Annotated in this window: 14 protein-coding genes; 7 read left to right on the top strand and 7 right to left on the bottom strand. The window is 65.0% G+C overall.

Features of this window, described 5'->3' with window-relative positions:
* The first annotated feature begins 30 nt into the window (after positions 1-30).
* Together WQQ_RS05500 and WQQ_RS05495 are read left to right on the top strand one after the other, a co-directional pair.
* The gene (locus WQQ_RS05500) at positions 31-276 is read left to right on the top strand and encodes an accessory factor UbiK family protein (RefSeq protein ID WP_007184093.1); all 246 of its coding nucleotides are present in this window, start codon (positions 31-33) and stop codon (positions 274-276) included.
* Positions 277-341: 65 nt separating this feature from the next.
* Positions 342-1862 (top strand): YifB family Mg chelatase-like AAA ATPase, encoded by a 1521-nt coding sequence (locus tag WQQ_RS05495; protein ID WP_007184092.1) that lies wholly within the window; start codon positions 342-344, stop codon positions 1860-1862.
* 80 nt (positions 1863-1942) lie between these two features.
* Here the strand turns inward: WQQ_RS05495 and WQQ_RS05490 are convergent, their stop codons facing one another.
* The 6 genes from WQQ_RS05490 to WQQ_RS05465 form a co-directional block, all read right to left on the bottom strand.
* The gene (locus WQQ_RS05490; RefSeq protein ID WP_007184091.1) at positions 1943-2998 is read right to left on the bottom strand and encodes an outer membrane beta-barrel protein; all 1056 of its coding nucleotides are present in this window, start codon (positions 2996-2998) and stop codon (positions 1943-1945) included.
* Positions 2999-3481: 483 nt separating this feature from the next.
* The gene (locus WQQ_RS05485; protein ID WP_007184090.1) at positions 3482-4543 is read right to left on the bottom strand and encodes a S1 family peptidase; all 1062 of its coding nucleotides are present in this window, start codon (positions 4541-4543) and stop codon (positions 3482-3484) included.
* Positions 4544-4930: 387 nt separating this feature from the next.
* Entirely contained in the window at positions 4931-5407 is a 477-nt protein-coding gene (locus WQQ_RS24695; RefSeq protein ID WP_007184089.1) for a c-type cytochrome, read from the bottom strand.
* Between the two features lie 256 nt (positions 5408-5663).
* On the bottom strand, positions 5664-6614 hold the full coding sequence (locus tag WQQ_RS05475) for a carboxypeptidase-like regulatory domain-containing protein (RefSeq protein ID WP_007184088.1): 951 nt from the start codon (positions 6612-6614) through the stop codon (positions 5664-5666).
* Positions 6615-6686: 72 nt separating this feature from the next.
* Positions 6687-9008, bottom strand: a complete 2322-nt coding sequence (locus WQQ_RS05470; protein ID WP_007184087.1) for a bifunctional acetate--CoA ligase family protein/GNAT family N-acetyltransferase — start codon at positions 9006-9008, stop codon at positions 6687-6689.
* A gap of 22 nt (positions 9009-9030) precedes the next feature.
* Positions 9031-9954, bottom strand: a complete 924-nt coding sequence (locus WQQ_RS05465; protein ID WP_007184086.1) for a histone deacetylase family protein — start codon at positions 9952-9954, stop codon at positions 9031-9033.
* Positions 9955-10310: 356 nt separating this feature from the next.
* Between WQQ_RS05465 and WQQ_RS05460 the strand changes: the two genes are divergently transcribed.
* The 4 genes from WQQ_RS05460 (at position 10311) to WQQ_RS05445 (ending at position 16921) form a co-directional block, all read left to right on the top strand.
* Positions 10311-12014, top strand: a complete 1704-nt coding sequence (locus tag WQQ_RS05460; RefSeq protein ID WP_202800610.1) for a DUF1302 domain-containing protein — start codon at positions 10311-10313, stop codon at positions 12012-12014.
* Positions 12015-12028: 14 nt separating this feature from the next.
* On the top strand, positions 12029-13384 hold the full coding sequence (locus tag WQQ_RS05455; protein WP_007184084.1) for a DUF1329 domain-containing protein: 1356 nt from the start codon (positions 12029-12031) through the stop codon (positions 13382-13384).
* 121 nt (positions 13385-13505) lie between these two features.
* Positions 13506-14486 carry a WD40/YVTN/BNR-like repeat-containing protein gene (locus tag WQQ_RS05450; protein WP_157534518.1) on the top strand — a complete coding sequence of 327 codons (981 nt, stop codon included), beginning with the start codon at positions 13506-13508 and terminating at the stop codon, positions 14484-14486.
* Entirely contained in the window at positions 14483-16921 is a 2439-nt protein-coding gene (locus WQQ_RS05445; protein ID WP_007184082.1) for an efflux RND transporter permease subunit, read from the top strand. The genes WQQ_RS05450 and WQQ_RS05445 overlap by 4 nt, the downstream gene beginning before the upstream one ends.
* Here the strand turns inward: WQQ_RS05445 and WQQ_RS24610 are convergent.
* Positions 16914-17210: a hypothetical protein gene (locus WQQ_RS24610; protein ID WP_192812972.1), complete on the bottom strand. Its 297-nt coding sequence runs from the start codon at positions 17208-17210 to the stop codon at positions 16914-16916. The genes WQQ_RS05445 and WQQ_RS24610 overlap by 8 nt on opposite strands.
* On the opposite strand from WQQ_RS24610, the gene WQQ_RS05435 reads away from it, so the two are divergent.
* The gene (locus WQQ_RS05435; RefSeq protein ID WP_007184080.1) at positions 17155-18087 is read left to right on the top strand and encodes a catechol 2,3-dioxygenase; all 933 of its coding nucleotides are present in this window, start codon (positions 17155-17157) and stop codon (positions 18085-18087) included. The two genes, WQQ_RS24610 and WQQ_RS05435, sit on opposite strands and share 56 nt — an antisense overlap.
* Position 18088: the final 1 nt, after the last annotated feature.

Here is an 18088-nt window from a genome sequence, read left to right as displayed (position 1 = left end):
CCGGCACCGATCGCACACCCGGAGCTCGCCATGCTGGAGTCGCAGAAACTCGAAGAACTCGCCGCCCGGCTCGCCGCGGTGCTGCCGCCTGGCGTGATGGGCCTGCGCAAGGAGCTCGAGGAGAATTTCCGCGCCGTGCTGCGCGCCAATCTCGAACGCTTCGACCTGGTCTCGCGCGAGCGCTTCGATATCCAGGCCCAGCTGCTGTCGCGCTCGATCGCACGCATCGAGGCGCTCGAGCAGCGCCTCAAGACGCTGGAATCCGAGAAGGCCTAGCCGACGCTTTGCCTGATTGAGCGCTGCGCCCGGTTCGGGCGCAATCCGCTCGGCATGCTGGCGACATGAATCTCGCCACCGTTTTCAGTCGCGCCCAGAACGGCCTCGACGCCGATCTGGTCATCGTCGAAGTCCATATCGCGAACGGCCTGCCGGGGCTCACCGTCGTCGGCTTGCCCGAGGCGGCTGTGCGCGAGGCCAAGGATCGCGTCAAGGCCGCCATGCTGACCTGCGGTTACGAGTTCCCGAACACGCGGCGCATCGTCTGCAATCTCGCGCCGGCGGATCTGCCGAAAGAAGGCGGACGCTTCGATCTGGCCATCGCGCTCGGCATTCTCGCGGCTTCGAACCAGATTCCGGCCGCGGCGCTGGCCTCGATGGAAGTGCTCGGCGAGCTGTCGCTGTCGGGCGAACTGCGGCCCGTGCGCGGCGCCCTGCCGGCCGCGCTGCAGGCGGCACGATCGGATCGCGCGCTGCTGTTGCCCGAATCCAATGCGGCCGAAGCGGCGCTCGCCGCGCGGGCTCGAGTGTTCGCGGCCCGGCATCTCGGCGAGCTCTGCGGGCAGTTGCACGCCGGAGCGCTGAAACCCTACGTCCGCCCGGTCGAGACCTCGCCCGTGCCCGACGAGCCCTTGCCCGATCTGGCCGACGTGCGCGGCCAGACCCAGGCCCGGCGGGCGCTAGAGATCGCGGCGAGCGGCGGCCATTCCCTGCTCATGGCCGGCCCGCCGGGTTCGGGCAAGAGCATGCTCGCGGCCCGGCTGCCGGGTTTGCTGCCGCCGATGACCGAGGAGGAGTCGGTTGAAGTCGCGGCGATCGCTTCGGTAGGTACTCAGGGTTTTTACGCACAACAATGGGGCAAAAGGCCGTACCGGGCGCCCCATCACACAGCATCCGGTGTCGCGCTCGTGGGCGGGGGCAGTTCGCCGAGGCCCGGCGAGATCACCTTGGCTCATCGCGGAATTTTGTTTCTCGATGAAATTCCCGAGTTCGATCGGCACGTTCTCGAGGTGCTGCGCGAGCCGCTCGAGAACGGGCGCATCACCATCTCACGCGCTGCCCGCCAGGCCGATTTTCCGGCTCGCTTTCAGCTGGTCGCCGCGATGAATCCCTGTCCCTGCGGCTACTTGGGCGATCTCGAAGGCCGTTGCCGCTGCACGCCCGACCAAGTCGCACGCTACCGAAGCCGGCTTTCCGGGCCGCTCATGGATCGCATCGACCTGCAGATCTTCGTCCCGCGCGTCGAGCGTTCGCTGCTGCTGTGCGGGCCCGACCCGCAGGGCGAATCGAGCGCCATCGTGCGCGAACGCGTGATCGCCTGCCGGGCACGGCAGCAGGCGCGGGCCGGCAAGTGCAATGCGGAGCTCCAGGCCGGCGAGATCGAGGCGTTCTGCACTCCCGACGAAGCCGGCCGACGGCTGATCGAACTGGCGATGACCAGGCTCGGGCTGTCGGCGCGTGCCTATCACCGCGTGCTGCGCCTGGGCCGCACGCTGGCCGACATGGCCGGCGTCGAGCAGGTCCGGTCGACACAGATCGCCGAGGCGATCCGCTACCGGCAGCTCGACCGGATCGCGGGTGGATGAGGCTCGTTTCGGCGCCCGAAAACGAAGAAGCCCGCGCATTGCGCGGGCTTCTTCGTTACAGCGACAGCTGAAACAAGAACTTACAGGCCGAACGAGTAGATCGCCTTCACGCCGACCGTCGGCTGGGTGCCCGTGGGGCCCTTGCCGCCAGAACGCGCGTAGACGTCTTCGTCGGCATCGTCGACGCGGGCTTCGAACAACAGGCGGAAATCGCTGGCCGGCGTATAGCCGAGCGCGATGGTCGCAGCGTTGATGGTTTCCGCGACGCCGGGCGGGGTGCCGCCATCGAAGTCATAGTTCAGGCTTTCGAGGCGCAACGTGGCCGACCACTGCGGGGCGAGCGCCATGGTGGCGTATCCGGCGACACCCACGACGTCGACGGTGTCTTCGACCGAGAACCAGTCCACGTTCAGACCGAGCGAGAACGACTCCGAGATGGTGAACGAGCCAACAACGTCGAGGAAGTTGGTCTGGAGTTCTCCATCGATGCCGTAGTAGTCATATACAGCGAGCGAAACCGCATCGCTGGCTTTCAAGGACACGCCGGCTTCGACGGTCTTCTGGTCATCCGGGTCTTCCGCGAAGCCGCCGACCGCGCTGTTGTTCACGCCCAGGTAGAGCGTGGCCGCATCGGAGGCCGCGTAAGCCACGCGGACGCCGGTGTGGAAGTAGGGTTCGGCGGCCGGGAACTGCAGCGAGCGCGAGAGCAGCGGGTTGGCGGCGTCGCTGAGCACTTCGTAGCCCGCCAGCGTGCCGTAACGGCCGGCCTTCACGCTCAGGGCGCCCGAGGTGTAGGTCACATAGGCTTCCGGAAGGCTGAAGCTGTCGCCGGCGTTTTCGCCGTAGGACGGGTTGACGATGGTCTTGGCATCGTTGCCCGCGAGCAGCTGCACGCCGGCGCCGAAGCCGTCGCCGGCCGGCGTGACGAGGTTCAGCACGGCCTGGTTCAACGTGAACGAGTTGGACTCGATGTCCGTCGCACGGCCGACGTTGTCCACGCCGTTGAAGTTGTAGATGTAAGAGCCGCTGACCCAGCCGCTGGCTTCGACGTTGGAAGCGAGCTCAGCCAGCGTCGCAGCGGAAGCGGACGTGCAACCGAACGCCGCGGCAGCGGCGACAAAAAGTTTCAACTTCATTCGAATCACTCTCCTTTGAGATGAAGCGGCTGCAACCTTGCAAGCCGCTCCGAAAGCGCAGACCGCACAGCGAAGCACGAGGTAAATCTCGACCCTGTTTTCTCCCTGAGGACTCGTGCCGACTGGAGGTGCGGAACTCCAGGCAGATGGCATTGCTCACTGAGCAAAAATTTTGGAAATGACCGTACGCAAGGCCGGTGCCAATGTCGTCATGAGCCGCTGTCAGTGTCAGCTACCGGTGCGCTAAGTCTCTATTCGGATTGAAGTAAATCGGCGTAAAAAACGCGTAAACGAAGCCGCGGGAGGTCCTCGATCGGGACCGTTGGGGAGCCGCGCGCCGACATCGTCGGGCGAAGCCGGCCGGAGTGTTTGGGCGAAGGAGGAAAAACGAAAAAGGCGGATCGGATTCACGTTCGTCGAACGCGATCCGACCCGCCTGAGAGGCCCCGGCGGCTGTGTGCCGGGGCGGTACCGCGTGTGGCTTTACTTGCCGAGTGCGCTGCGCACGTCGCCGAAGGTGCTTCTGATCACCGACTCCTCGCTGCGCGAGACGTTGTGCCGGCCTTCACCGGCGGTCGCCACGACCTGGTTGGTATCGAGGTCGGCCACGGTGACCTTGAAGTCGCCGAAGCGCGGATGCTTGTCGGCGAAGGTCGTGTAGTCAACCGTCGCGACCAGGCGCGGCTTGTCCTGGCTGCCGTCGGCGACCACGCCGCTCTTGACCTTGGCGACCGCGCGGGCGGCCTGCTCCATCGACCCGGAGCGATCGAAGCTCAGCTCGCCGAAAGTGTCGGCGCTGACCGTGCGCACGTAGTCGGTGAGCTGTTCGCCGCGCAGGGCCAGATGATGCGCATCGGCGTCGCGACCGCGGGCCGACGCCTTCTGCACCATGCCGATCACCGCGCCGTCGGCGTTCAGCAGCGGGGCGCCGCTGCTGCCGAGGCGACGATCCGACGAGAACTGCACGTGGCGGTCGCTGCCGTCGTGGCTGGCCAGGGCGCTGACCATGCCCTTGCTCAGGCGGGCGCTCTCGGCGCGCGTGCCGGCATGCCCGACCGTATAAATGTCCGAACCGAGCGACAGCGCCGCTTCGCGGCTGAAGCTCAGCGGAGCGACCGCGAGCGGAGTGTCGGTGCGTAGCTTGAGCATGGCCAGATCGTTCTTCGCGTCCTGGTCGACGAGGTCAGCCTCGTAACGCGCGCCGTCGAGCCACACGGTGGCCGTCTTCTGGCCTTCGAGCACATGTGCGGCGGTCAGCAGGTGGCCGGTCTTGGAAACCAGGAAGCCAGTGCCCTCGGCCTTGCCGAGAAAGCGCTGTTCGTTCACGGCGTGGACTTGGTAGCCCATGTCCTTGAACTCGCGGACCACGCGCGGAAATACGTTGCGCGGGTCTTTGTTGGGCTGCACCAGATAGATCTCTTCATAAGCCGGGGCGCTGTTCTGCCGAGGTTCGGCGGCGGTGGCCGGGAGAGTGGCGCTGAGGCCGCCGGCGGCCAGTGCGAGCAGCCAGGCTGAGGCGGCAAACGGCTTGAGTTTCGTTTTCATGGCAGTTTTCCTCTTTGACTTGTTTGTTTGCCAATGCACATTTTTGGTGCATTGGCAAGAGACATTATGCCTTGATTTTGGGCTTCATAACCGTGCTTTTCTAATAATAATGGTGCAACAAGCGGGGTGTGAATGCATTTAACTGTTTATAAAAAGATTATTTTTCCATGAAAGCACTTATTTTGGGCCCTAATTTGGAATTTCAATCTATCTATATTGGTGCAATGGAAGCGATTCCAAGCCTCGTCCCGTAAATTTTCCGATTGACCGGGTCAGAAAACGAAAGAGCCTGACGAGGGCTCGCACCCTGGTCAGGCTCTTTCCGAACAATGATGCCGGAGTGGGCCGGATCGCCTCGGTCGGACTCCGCCGCCCGTTTTTTTTGGATTATTTGCCGATCAGCACCGAGACAGCGGCCTTGATCTCGTCGTCGGACAGATCCGGATCACCGCCGCGCGGCGGCATTGCATTCTTGCCGTTGATCGCCGCGGCGATCAGGCCGTCCAGTCCGCCTTCGGTGCCCAGGCGCTTGTTCCATTCGGCAGCGTCGCCGATCTTCGGCGCGTTGAGCACGCCGCTGGCGTGGCAGGCCCCGCAAACCTTGGCCACCACCTGATCACCGCTCATCGGGGCACGGGCCGGCTTGTCGGCCGAGAGTTTCTTGAGTTCTTCGTCGCTGGTGATCGCCTGCGTGACCGGTTTGACGCGTTCGGCCAGGGCGGCAGCCTGCTCGCCGGCGTGCTCGTCATGATGGGGAGCGAGGAGCCGCGCCACGAAGCCGATGAACAGGGCGATGGCAGTCAGAATGCCCAGCACAACGCTGAAATTGACGAAGAAGACTTTGTCGTGGTTCTTGTGTTCCAACTTAAAAGCTCCCAGAGCAAGTGCATCAAAAAAATGCGGCGCGCAGTATAAACGCCCGGCATGACCGCGCCAGATTTACCGCTCCGGAGAAACCCTGTTGAAGCAAGGGCCTGCGTGCTGGCTCCACGGGGCAGAGCGCGACGACCGGGCTTGCAAAAGTGGCGCTGTCGCGAGGAAGTCGAAGCTTCGGATTCACCGCTCGCAGGCGGTCTCGTCGGGCGCGGCAGCGACTTTACCGCATCATCCGTCGTGACGACTACGGTTTTCCCTTCCAGAGGAACGAAACACGAGCGCTCTTTCCGGCGGCGACGCGGGCCTCGGCGGATTTTTCCTCGTCCTGGAAGCGGGCGCTGACGCGGTAGCGGCCCGGCGGAAGATCGGCCAGCAGGTAAGGACCGGAGGAAATCACGTCGAGCACGACGCCTCCGTTGGCGTCCGTCACGGTGACCGGGACCGACGACAGATAGACGTTGCGGCCGTCCTGCGTGCCGGCGAGCGTCACCGACAGCGAGTAGCGCGAGGCCGCAGCCTTCATCGCAGCCGATTCGTCCGAGCCGATGCCGCCGCTCAAATACGGAATGCCGCCCTGGGTGTTGATCGGCGGCAACGCGCCGCTGGCCGCGGAAGCCGCCGCCGGCAGCACGGCAGTGGCCACCGTCGTCGCGGCCGCTCCCGTTCCCGTGCTGGTGCCGGTGGCGAGGCCGGCTCCGGCCGACAGGCCGATGGCGGGGCTCGTCGTGCTCGCGGCCGCGCCGGCTTGGGGCTGCGCATTCGCCCTGGGCCACAGCAGCGAAAGACGCTGCGGTTTGCCGGCGGTGATGCTGGCCGAAGTCTTCTTCTCTTCGCCGGCATAGCGGGCGCTGATCTCGTAGCGGCCGGCCGGCAGCTCGACGAGCAGATAAGGCCCCGACGTCGTCACCTCGAGCACGGTGTGGCCGGCGGCGTCGCGGATCGTCACCGGGACCGACGACAGGTAAACGTCGCGCCCTTCGGATTTCCCGGCCAGGGTCAGCGTGAGCGAGTACGCATCGCGCGCCGCCTTGATCGCCTCGGATTCGTCGGAGCCGATGCCGCCGCTCAGGTAGTGAACCTCGCCCTGGGTCTGCACGGCGGGCAGCTGGGCGCCGGCCGGGTCGGCGATGGCACCCAGCGTGAGCGCCAGGGCGAGCGTGTGGCCGAGTCGGCGATGGGAGGCCAGCGTCTTCATTGCAACTCCTTTTGCGACGTCACCGTTCGATCGAAGCATGAGCGCAATCCCGTGCGCAAGCGCGCAGCGCCGCTAGGCCGCCGGCAGATCGATCACCACGCGCACCGTGTCGGGCTCCTCGTTCGAGCGGTCGACGCGAAAGCCCATGCGGCGCGCCAGCTGAAGCATCGGCTGGTTCTCGCGCAGCACATCGCCATGCACGCGCCGCAAGCCCTGGCGCCTCGCATGCGCGAGCAGCTCGTCCATGAGCCGATGGCCGAGTCCGGTGCCGGTGTGATCGTGATGCACGAGCACGGCGAACTCGGCTTCCTCTCCGTACGGATCGGAGACCAGATGCGCGACCGCGCAGAGCCTGGTGTCGTCGCCGGCGGGCAGGGCGACGAGGATGAGTTCGCGGTCGTAATCGATCTGCGTCATGCGCGCCGCCATCTCGTGCGAGAAGTAGCGGATCGAAGCGAAGAAGCGCAGCCGGATGTCCTCCGGCCGCAGGCTTTCGAGCAAGGCGACGAGCGCGGGTTCGTCTTCGGGTCGGATCGGGCGCAGCAGATAGGCATTGCCGTTGCGCACCACCGCATGCCGTTGCAGCTGCTCCGGATATGGCGCGAGCACGAGACGGCTGCGCGCATCCGACGGCAGATTGCTGTCGAGTTCGACGCGCCCGTCGCCGAGGCGTACGAGGCCGCCGGCCTCGTTGAGGGCGAGCATCAGATGCAGCGAGACCACTTGCGGCAAATCGATGACCATCTGCGCGAGCGCGTAGAGCACGCGACGCAGCGCGTTCGCGAGCTCGGCCGACAGCGGTAGCCTCATCGACTCGATCATGCGGGTCGCCAGCAGCGCGTCGAGCGGGGCGAAGCCGTAGCCGATCGGTGAATGCAGCAGATCGCTGGTCGCCGAGACGATCAGATGGGCGCCGAGCTCGGCGTGCTGCTCGATCGAGAAATCGAAGCGCAGGCTACCCGGATCGGCGTCGGCCGGCGGCAGGCTGTAGTGATCGAGCACGCGGTCGACCGCATCCGATCTCATCGAAACCCGGGTGCCCGGTCCGGCCGTCGCGAGCACCGTATCGATCTCGAGCTGCGCATCGGCGCGGCGAAAGCGACGCCGCTCGCGCGCCGGCGGCGTTTGCATGAGCAACTCGCGGGTGCGTCCGTACAGCCAGCGGTACTGCAGCGCACGCGCCGCCTGCCCGGCGGTGACGAAAGTCGCGAGCCCCGCATCGATCGAACGCTTGCGCACCGTGACGACGGATGCGAGCCCGAGCCAGGCGGTGACCACGCGCGGGCCGAGGTTGGCGTCGATCAGCGCATCGACGTAAGGCTCGTGCGCCTCGGCCAGCGAAGGGCTTTGCACCAGCAGCAGATAGTCGATCGCCGCATCGCCCAGCAGCAGCCGCAGCATCTCGATGAGCTGTTCGGGCGTGGTGGTTCCGAGATCGACCGCGCCATCCGGAAAGCGCACGCGCGGAACCAGCTTGCGCATGCGTTCGCGCAAGCTGTCGTCGCAGCGCGCTCGCGTGAGCCCGTGGCGCAGCACCGCATCGACGCCGAGTGCGCACATGCCGGCTCCGTTGCCGAGCACCAGCACGCGTGCTTCGCTGCTCGTCGGCAGCCGCGCCATCGCAGTCAGCGCATCGAACAGGCCATCGAGCGTCTGGCATTCGACCAGCCCCGCGCGCGCGAACGCGGCGCTGCGCACCGGATCGGGACCGGACAGGTCCGCGTATCCGCCGACCCGGCTCTGCAGCACGACGACGGGCTTCAGGCGTGCACAGGCCCGCGCGGCCGACATGAACTTGCGTGCGCTGCGCAGCCTGCCGACTTGCAGGATCACCGCACGCGTGCGCGGATCGAGCGCGGCCAGATCGAGAAAATCGGCGATGTCCGCATCCGCTTCGGCGCCGGTGGTGACCGCCCACGAAAAGCCGATGCCGCGCCCGACGGCCCAATCGATCGCGGCGGTCGCGATCGAACCGGACTGCGTGATCAGCGCCAGGCCGCCCGTATGCACATCGGTCGGAAACGCGCCGGCGCGGATGCCGCTGGAGTGAAGATGCCCCGCCGTGCGCGGGCCGATGAAGCGCAGGCGATGCGGTCGCGAGGCTTGCAGCAGCTCGGGCGCGATGGTCTCGTTGCTGATCCAGAGCACGCCGCGGCAACCATTGGCGCCGAGCGTATCGACAAGCCTGGCATCGAGCAGGCGCGGCTCGAACACCACCGCGATCGCGCCATTGATCGGCGCCTCGGCAATCTCGCGCCGGCTGCGCACGATGCGGCATTCGCGCGCGGTTTCCTGCAGCTGATCGAGGCAGCTGACCTGCAGCGGCTCCTGAGGATCGCCGATCACCAGCGCGCGCCGGCAGGCGAGTAGCGGTTCGAGGTTCTGAATGCTCATGCCGAGCCTGGACCCAGCGTGATCAGGCGCCGACGAAAGGTCTCACGAAGGCTTCGACACAGCGCGCGAGCGCATGCGTGTCGTATCCGCCTTCGAGCATCGCGATCACGCGGCCGGGACAATGGCGCGATGCCACGGCCAGTATCTGCTGCGCGGTCCAGTAGTAATCGTCGTCGGTGAGTTCGAGGCTCGCGAGCGGATCGCGCACGTGCGCGTCGAAGCCGGCAGAAACCAGGATCATCTGCGGTTTGAACGCCTCGAGCGACGGGATCCAGCGATGCGTGATCGCATGGCGATACTCCGCGCTGCCGTCGCCGGCCGCCAGCGGTGCATCGACGATTTCGGTGTCTTCGGGGTTGCCGGCCCAGTACGGATACAGCGGATGCTCGTAAGTCGAGCACAGCAGCACGCGCTCGTCGTTGCGGAAGATGTCGGCGGTACCGTTGCCGTAGTGCACGTCGAAATCGAGGATGGCGACACGCGACAGCCCGCGCGCGAGCGCTTCGCCCGCAGCGACCGCGATGTTGTTGAAGAAGCAGAAGCCCATCGCACGCGCACGCTCGGCGTGATGTCCGGGTGGGCGCACCGCGCAGAACACGAAGCTCGCGCGCTTGCTCATCACCAGATCGACCGCGCGCACTCCGGCACCGGCCGCATGCAGCGCGGCGACGGCGGTATGTGGGTTCATCATCGTATCCGGGTCGATGCGCACGTAGCCCTGCGTCGGCTTCGTGCGCAGCACCGATTCGACGTGTTCTGCCGTGTGGACGCGCAACAGCGCCTCGGTGCTCGCCTCGGGTGCATCGTCACGATCGAGAAACAGATCGAGCCCGATTGCACGCAGCCGGTCTTCGATCGCCCAAAGCCGGGCCGGAGCCTCGGGATGGCCTTCGCCCATTTCGTGCTGGGCGCAGCTCGGATGGCTGATCCAGTAGGTCGGCGACATCGTGCTCTCCGCTCGCAGGTCTCGACGGGCACCGGGAAAGGCGTCGTCGCAACCCCACTATAACCGCAAAGATGTCCGCACCAACCGCAGCGCGGTGGAGTGCGAGGCCTCCGGGTCGCAGACCGGATCGCACGCGGCCGCGCGCCGACTCTTGAGCAGGCTCGCAGGCCGGTACGTATGCGAGTCCGGTATCGCTCCGCTATCCAATCAGTATTAGACGGTATCAATGTCTCCTCATACCGTTGCTCGCGACCAGCAGGCTGTTCAGGCCGCGCAGTCTCCAAAGAAAAGCTTCGGTTTGAGCCGGGGCGGCGCCGCCCAGCGGCAGAAAACCACAAGTGTGGAGGAGAGCAATGATGGACCGTGAGTACAGGCACGCGCCGAGAGTTGTGACCGCGGCGGCGACGCTGCTGATGGGTTTTCTGCAGTCCGGGATCGTGGCCGCTGCCGATATCGAGACCGGCATCGAAGGGCTCAAGCTGCGCTGGGACAATACGATCAAGTACACCGCTGCGTTCCGGCTCGAGGATCCGAGCCAGAAAGTGGCGGCCTCGACGGCGAATCCGAACGTCGATTTCGGCGATCTCAATTTCGACGGCGGGCTGATCAACAATCGTCTCGACCTGCTGTCCGAGCTCGAGCTCTCCTACAAGCGAGCGATCGGCGTCCGTGTTTCGGGCGCGGGCTGGTACGACAACGTCTATCGCAGGGACGATTTCGATTTTCCGAACGAGGCGCCGTATTCCTCGCTGCCGAACCGGCAGCAGGCGCTGACCGGCGGAGCCAACGATGAACTCGCCTCGTCGGCCCGCGACGTGATGGGACGCAAAGCCGAGTTCTTCGACGCCTTCGTCTACGGCAATCTCGACTTCGCCGATGGCATGAAGCTCAGCGCGCGCGCCGGCCGCTTCACGCTGGTCTACGGCGAGACGCTGTTTCTCGGTGCCAACGGCATCGCAGCCGCGCAAGGGCCGATCGATCTGATCAAGCTCTATTCGATTCCGAATTCGCAGTTCAAGGAGATCGCGCTGCCGGTCGGCCAGGTGTCGAGCAATCTGCAGATCAATTCAAACCTGTCGTTCGGTGCGTACTACCAGTTCGACTGGCGTGGCCTGCGCCTGCCGGCTTCGGGCAGCTACTTCAGCCCGGCCGATTTCGTCGGTGCCGGTGCCGATCTGCTGTTGACGCCGACCGGCGGCGCCGCGAACCGCATCGCGAACCGGAGTGGCCGCGATCACGGCCAGTTCGGTGGACGCATCAAGTTCCGCATTCCGGGTAGCGACATCGACTACGGCCTGTATGCGGCCCAGTACGACGAAAAGTCGCCGATCCCGGTGCTCAATGCCACCGATGCCGATGGTCTCTACGGCGGCGGAACCTACTATCTCGCCTATGCGCGCGACATCACCGTCTACGGGGCGAGCTTGTCCACCGTCATCGGCGAAACCAATGTCGCGGGCGAAATTTCGACTCGTCGCAACACGCCGCTGCATCCCTTGGGTGATCTGGTCATCAGCTTCGATCCGACGCTCGACAACGATCGCAACACGCCCTATGCGCTCGGCAACACGCTGCACTTGAACCTGTCGGCGATCAGCGTCTATCCGGGCTCGTTCGCCTGGGACGGCGCCAGCGTGATCGGTGAGTTCGCCTGGAACCGCCTGCTCAGCGTCGATCGCAACCCGACCAACCCGGCGTATCCGGACGGTGTGCTCAACACCACTCATACGCGCAATGCGAGCTTCGTCCGCGTGCTGTTCCAGCCCGAGTATTTCCAGGTGCTGCCGAATATCGACCTGCAGATTCCGATCGGCATCGGCTACGGCATCGATGGCCGCTCCGCAGTGATCCAGATCTCGCCCGAGCACGGCGGCGACATCAGTGTCGGCATCAGTGCCGACTACAAGAGAGTCTGGAAGGCCGGCCTGCAGCTGACGCACTACTACGGCTCGGCCGGGCCCGCGCCCTCGATCAAAGCCGGCGAGACGACTTTTGCCAGTTACGACCAGTACTACGCGGATCGCGACTTCGTGAGCTTGTCGATCCGGCGCAGCTTCTAAGAGGAGATTCGAAAATGAAATCCACCAAACTTGCGCCGCTGGCGGTCATGGCCTGCTCGCTGTTCTCGGCCCAGTCGGGCCACGCGGCGGTCAGTGCTCAGGAAGCCGAGGCACTGAAAGCTACGCTGACGCCGCTGGGCGGCGAGAAAGCCGGTAACAAAGACGGCTCGATTCCCGAGTGGAAGGGCGGCCAGACATCGGCGCTGGGCGGCGCGAAGATGGGCGACGTTCCGACCACGATCTTCGCCGACGAAAAGCCCTTGCTGAAGATCGACGCGAAGAATTTCCCGAGCCATGCGGACCGGCTCAGCGACGGAACGCAGGCCCTGCTGAAGAAGTACCCGGACAGCTTCCGCGTGGACGTCTACCCGACGCACCGTACGGCTGCGGCTCCGCAGTACGTCTATGACAACACCTATAAAAACGCGACGCGCTGCCAGACGGTGGCCGGCGGAGCCTCGGTGCAGAACTGCTACGGCGGCATTCCGTTTCCGATTCCGAAGGACGGCTCCGAAGTCATCTGGAATTACCAGTTGCGCCTCGAAGCCGAATCGACCGAGCTCGGCTTCAAGAATCTGGTCGGCACGGCGGATGGTCAGCGCACGCTGGCGACGCGCAACGACGAATCGTTCCAGTATCCGTACTACTACAAGGACGGTTCGCCGGAATCCTGGTCGGGCGAGTACTTCATCCAGCGCTTCAGCACCACCGCGCCGCCGTTCAAGGCAGGAGAATCGCTGGTGATTCGCGACAGCATCAATCCCAAGAGCTATCGCCAGGCCTGGCAGTATCTGGTCGGCCAGCGCCGTGTCCGTCGCGCTCCGACGGTGGCCTACGACACGCCGGACTTCGTCGCCTCGGGCGCGAACTACTTCGACGAAGTGCAGGGCTTTCTCGGCGCGGTCGATCGCTACGACTGGAAGCTGATCGGAAAGAAGGAGCTGTACGTTCCGTACAACACCAACGCACTCGTCACGGCAAAGGTCGACGAGGCTTACTCGAAGTTCCACCTGAATCCGGACAAGCTGCGCTGGGAGCTGCACCGTGTCTGGGTGGTCGAAGCCACCGTCGCCTCGGGCAAGCGTCATGCGGTACCCAAGCGCCGCTTCTACTTCGATGAAGACAGCTGGGTGCTGTTGCTGATGGACGGCTACGATGCCGAAGGCAAGCTCTGGCGCACGACGCAGATGACGCCGTTCGTAATGCCGTCCTTGCCGGGCGTGCTCGTCAAGCCCGCGACCATCTTCAACCTGCAGGCCAACACCTACAGCACGGTGCAGGCGCTCAACGAAGAGTATTACCGCATCGTGCCGCGCAAGCCGGAAACCTACTTCACCGGCGACGCGGTCGCCGACGAAGCGGCGCGCTGAGGCCGGGGCCATGAGGCGCCATCTCCTGCTGCGACCTGTGGCTCTACTGTTGGCTGCGATAGCGCCCGCCGCGATCGCGACCGCAGCGACGACGACCGACCCTCTGGGTCGACCAGCCGAGATGGCGCGACACCCCGAAACCGGTGTGCTGCTCGCGGTGACACGCGCCGGCGGCCGGTTGGTGGCCGCGGGTGAGCGCGGCATCGTGCTGCTGTCCGACGACAATGGCGCTTCATGGCGTCAGGCCCGCGTCCCGGCGAGCGTCACGCTGACGGCGCTGTCGTTCCCGACGCCGGAAACCGGTTGGGCCGTCGGGCACGCAGGGCTGATCCTGCGCAGCGACGATGGCGGCGAAAGCTGGTCGCGCGTGCTCGACGGCAAGGACACCGCAGCCTTGGAACTCGCGGCGGCCAAGGCCGCCGCGTCCGCCGATCCTGCGGCGCAGAGACGCTTGCGCGACGCCACCCAGGCGCTCGATGCGGCACTCGACAACCCCTTGCTCGACGTGGGCTTCCTCACGCCCGAACACGGCTTCGTGATCGGAGCTTACGGTGCGATCTTCGAGACGCGCGATGCCGGCCGGCATTGGCAGTCGCGTCGCGATGCGCTCGACAATCCACGCGGCAAGCATCTGTATCGCCTGTACGCCGCCGCGGACCGGCTCTACATCGCGGGAGAGCAGGGTGCCCTGTTCGAATCGAGCGACGAGGGCGACCATTTTCAAGCGCTGGCGACTCCGTATCGCGGCACTTACTTCGGCGTCGCCACACAGGCCGATGCCGGACTGATCGCTTATGGCCTGCGCGGAAACGCGCTGCAATCGAGCGACACTGGTGCATCGTGGCAGGCACTCGACCTCGGCCAGCCGATCACGGTGACCGCATCCGCGAGCTTGCCGGACCGCTCGCTGGTTCTCGTCGACGAAGCCGGACGAGTGCTTCGGCGCGCTGCAGGCGGAGCCGTGTTCCAGGCGCTGAAGACGCCGCAATCGTTTTCGTTCACGAGCGTCGCCGTCGCGGCGGACGGTGGCCTCGTGCTGGCCGGCATCCGCGGACTGACGCGCATCGCGCCCCCGATTCTCGAAACCGCCTCGACGCCATGAACCATCATTCCGCTGCAACCGAGCCGGTGATTCGCAGGCTCGAAGATTTCGATGCGCAATCGGGCTCGGTCGCCGAGCGCGCGCTGTTCAATCATCGGCTGCCGATTCTGCTGATCTGCGCGATCGTCACCGTAGTGCTCGCCTACTTTTCGTTCGGCCTGCGACTCAATGCGGCCTACGAGAAGATGCTGCCGACTTCGCATCCCTTCATCCAGAACTATCTCGCGCACAAGAGCCAGCTGGGCGGGCTCGGCAACACCCTGCGCATCGCGGTCGAGACTACCGACGGCACGATCTTCGATGCCGGTTATCTCGATGTGCTGCGCAAGATCAACGACGAAGTCTTCCTGTATCCGGAAGTCGATCGGCCGTACATGAAGAGCCTGTGGAGCCCGGCCGTGCGCTGGACCGGCGTGACCGAGGACGGACTCGACGGCGGACCGGTGGTGCCGGACGACTACGACGGCTCGCCGCAGGCGATCGAACAGGTGCGCATCAACACCGAGCGCTCCGGGGAGATCGGCCTGCTGGTGGCGCCGAATTATCGATCGAGCGTCGTGCTCGTTCCCTTGCAGGACATGATCGCCGAAACCGGCGAAAGCATCGACTACGCCAAGCTGGCCCAGCGCGTCGAAGCCCTGCGTGACAAGTACCAGTCCGAACACGTTCGCATCCACGTCAACGGCTTCGCCAAGGTGGTCGGCGATCTGATCGACGGCATGCGCCAGGTGCTGCTGTTCTTCGCCTTCGCGGTGGCGGTCTGCACTGCGGTGCTGTACGGCTACACCCGCTGCGCACGCAGCACCGCGCTGGTCATGCTGTGCTCGATGATCGCGGTGGTCTGGCTGCTCGGCTTGCTGCCGATGCTCGGCTTCGAGCTCGATCCGTATTCGATGCTGGTGCCGTTCCTGGTCTTCGCGATCGGCATGAGCCATGGCGCGCAGAAGATGAACGGCATCATGCAGGACATCGGCCGCGGCACCCACCGGCTGGTCGCGGCGCGCTATACCTTCCGCCGCCTGTTCGTCGCCGGCCTGACCGCGCTGCTCGCGGACGCCGTCGGATTCGGCGTGCTCATGATCATCAAGATCGAAGTGATTCAGGATCTGGCGATCACCGCCAGCATCGGCGTTGCGCTGCTGATCTTCACCAACCTGGTGCTGCTGCCGATCCTGCTGTCGTACACGGGAGTCAGCGACACCGCAGCCGCGCGCAGCCTGCGATCGGAGGCCGGTGTTTCGGATCAGGCCAAGCATCGCTTCTGGGCGTTTCTCGATCGTTTCACCACACGCAAATGGGCTTCGATCGCGATCTTCGCCTCGCTGTTGCTCGGGGGCGCCGGCTTTGCGGTCAGCACGCACCTGAAGATCGGCGACACCAGCGCCGGAGCGCCGGAACTGCGCGCCGATTCGCGCTACAACCTCGACAATGCCTTCATCGCGCAGAACTACGCGGCGAGCAGCGATACCTTCGTCACCATGGTGACGACCCCGCAGTTCGAATGCGCGCTCTATGGCACGCTGACGCAGGTCGACGCACTCGAGTACCGCCTGCAGCAGTTGCCCGGCGTCGAAGGGACCCAGTCGCTCGCGGCGCTCAGCAAGCGCGCTTCGGCGGGCCTCAACGAAGGCAGCCTCAAGTGGTACGAGATCCCACGCAGCCAGGACATGCTCAACGCGGTCGTCACGCGGGCGCCGCGCGAGCTGTTCAACCAGAACTGCGATCTGCTGACGGTCTACGCCTACCTGCGGGATCACAAGGCCGACACGCTCGACAGCGTCGTCTCGACGGTCGCGAAATTCGCGCAGGAGCAGAACAGCGAAACCGTGCGGTTCCTGCCGGCGGCGGGCAACGCGGGCATCGAAGCGGCGACCAATATCGTCGTGCGCCGGGCCAATCTGCAGATGCTCGCGCTGGTCTACGTCGCCGTCATCGTGCTCGCTTTCGTCACTTTCCGTTCCTGGCGTGCGGTGCTCTGCGCGGTGCTGCCCCTCATGCTGACCTCGGTGCTCTGCGAGGCACTGATGGTCGGCTTGAACATCGGCGTGAAGGTGGCGACGTTGCCGGTCATCGCACTAGGCGTCGGCATCGGCGTCGACTACGCGCTCTACGTGCTGACCGTGACGCTGGCCGGCCTGCGCAGGGGCCTGAGTTTGTCGCAAGCCTATTACGAGGCCTTGCAGTTCACCGGCCGTGTCGTCGTGCTGACGGGCATCACGCTCGGGATCGCCGTCGCCACCTGGGCCTGGTCGCCGATCAAGTTCCAGGCCGACATGGGCATCCTGCTCGCCTTCATGTTCGTCTGGAACATGCTCGGTGCGCTGATCCTGCTGCCGGCATTGGGCCACTTCCTGCTCAAGCCGGCCCGGCGCGATGAAGCTGCCCTGGAAGGCGCCGGCAGCTTCGTTGCCGGAGGCGGGCGGATCATCAATTGATCGATCCGCGACCCGGCGATCCGCGAAGCGATTCGATCAATTGGTCGAGATGCCGCGGCGCAGCATTTCGAGTTTCGATGAAGCGGTCCGAAAAACGCTTCTGGATCAACTGGATGAAGAGGGTAATCCGGCAATGGAACCGATGGCATGAGCGCTGCTTGATGGCGTTCACCGAGCGGTTCATCGGATCACAACGACGGCTCTTCGAAGAGCCCTGACTGGAGGAAGAAACAATGGCGATGCGTGGCGTATTGCGGATGGCTGAAGTCGCGATCCGGGTGATGGACATGAAGGCTGCGCGGCTGCATTACGGCGAGCGCATGGGCCTGCACGAAGTCATGCAGGACGACAAAGGCCAAGTCTATTACAAGGCCTGGGATGAGCACGATCATCACTGCCTGGTCCTGCGCGAAGCCGATGCCCCCGGCCTCGACTACGTGGCGATGAAGGTCTACGACGATCGCACGCTGACCGAACTCGAATCCAAGGTTCGCGACTTCGGGCTCGATGTCCGCCGCATCGAGGCGGGCTTCTACCCCAAGAGCGGGCGTCGCATCGAGTTCACGCTGGCGAGCGGCCACACCATGCAGCTCTACGCGGAAAAGGAGCAGATCGGCAACACGCTGGGCCAGCTGAATCCGGGCACGACTCCGGACGAAGGCGTGATTCGCGGCTTCAACATCAACCGCCTCGATCATGCGCTGCTCGGCGGAACCAACATCGACCAGAACGTCGAGCTGTTCACCAAGGTCTTCGACTTCGACTTGTCCGAACGCATCATCGATCATGAAAGCGGAATCTCGCTCGCGGTGTTCCTGACCTGCTCGACCAAGCCGCACGACATCGCCTTCGTGCTGCAGCCCGAGCCGAATCGCTTCCATCACGTCTCGTTCCTGCTCGAATCCGCGCACGACGTCATCAAGGCGGCGGACAAGATCGGCAAGTACCGCATTCCGGTCGACGTCGGTCCGAACCGTCACGGTGTGACGCGCGGTGCGACGATTTACTTCTTCGATCCGTCGGGAAACCGCAACGAAGTGTTCGCCGAAGGCTACGTGCACTATCCGGATACGCCGACGATCATCTGGGACACGACCGATCTCGGCGGCGCGACTTTCGCGCAGGACAACATCGTGCGCGAAAGCTTCCTGACCGTGCTGACCTGAG

It is taken from the genome of Hydrocarboniphaga effusa AP103 (assembly GCF_000271305.1).
In the GTDB taxonomy this organism is placed as follows: domain Bacteria; phylum Pseudomonadota; class Gammaproteobacteria; order Nevskiales; family Nevskiaceae; genus Hydrocarboniphaga; species Hydrocarboniphaga effusa.
The sequence above is the reverse complement of the archived record's forward strand: the minus strand, read 5'-3'. Positions and strand labels throughout refer to the sequence as shown.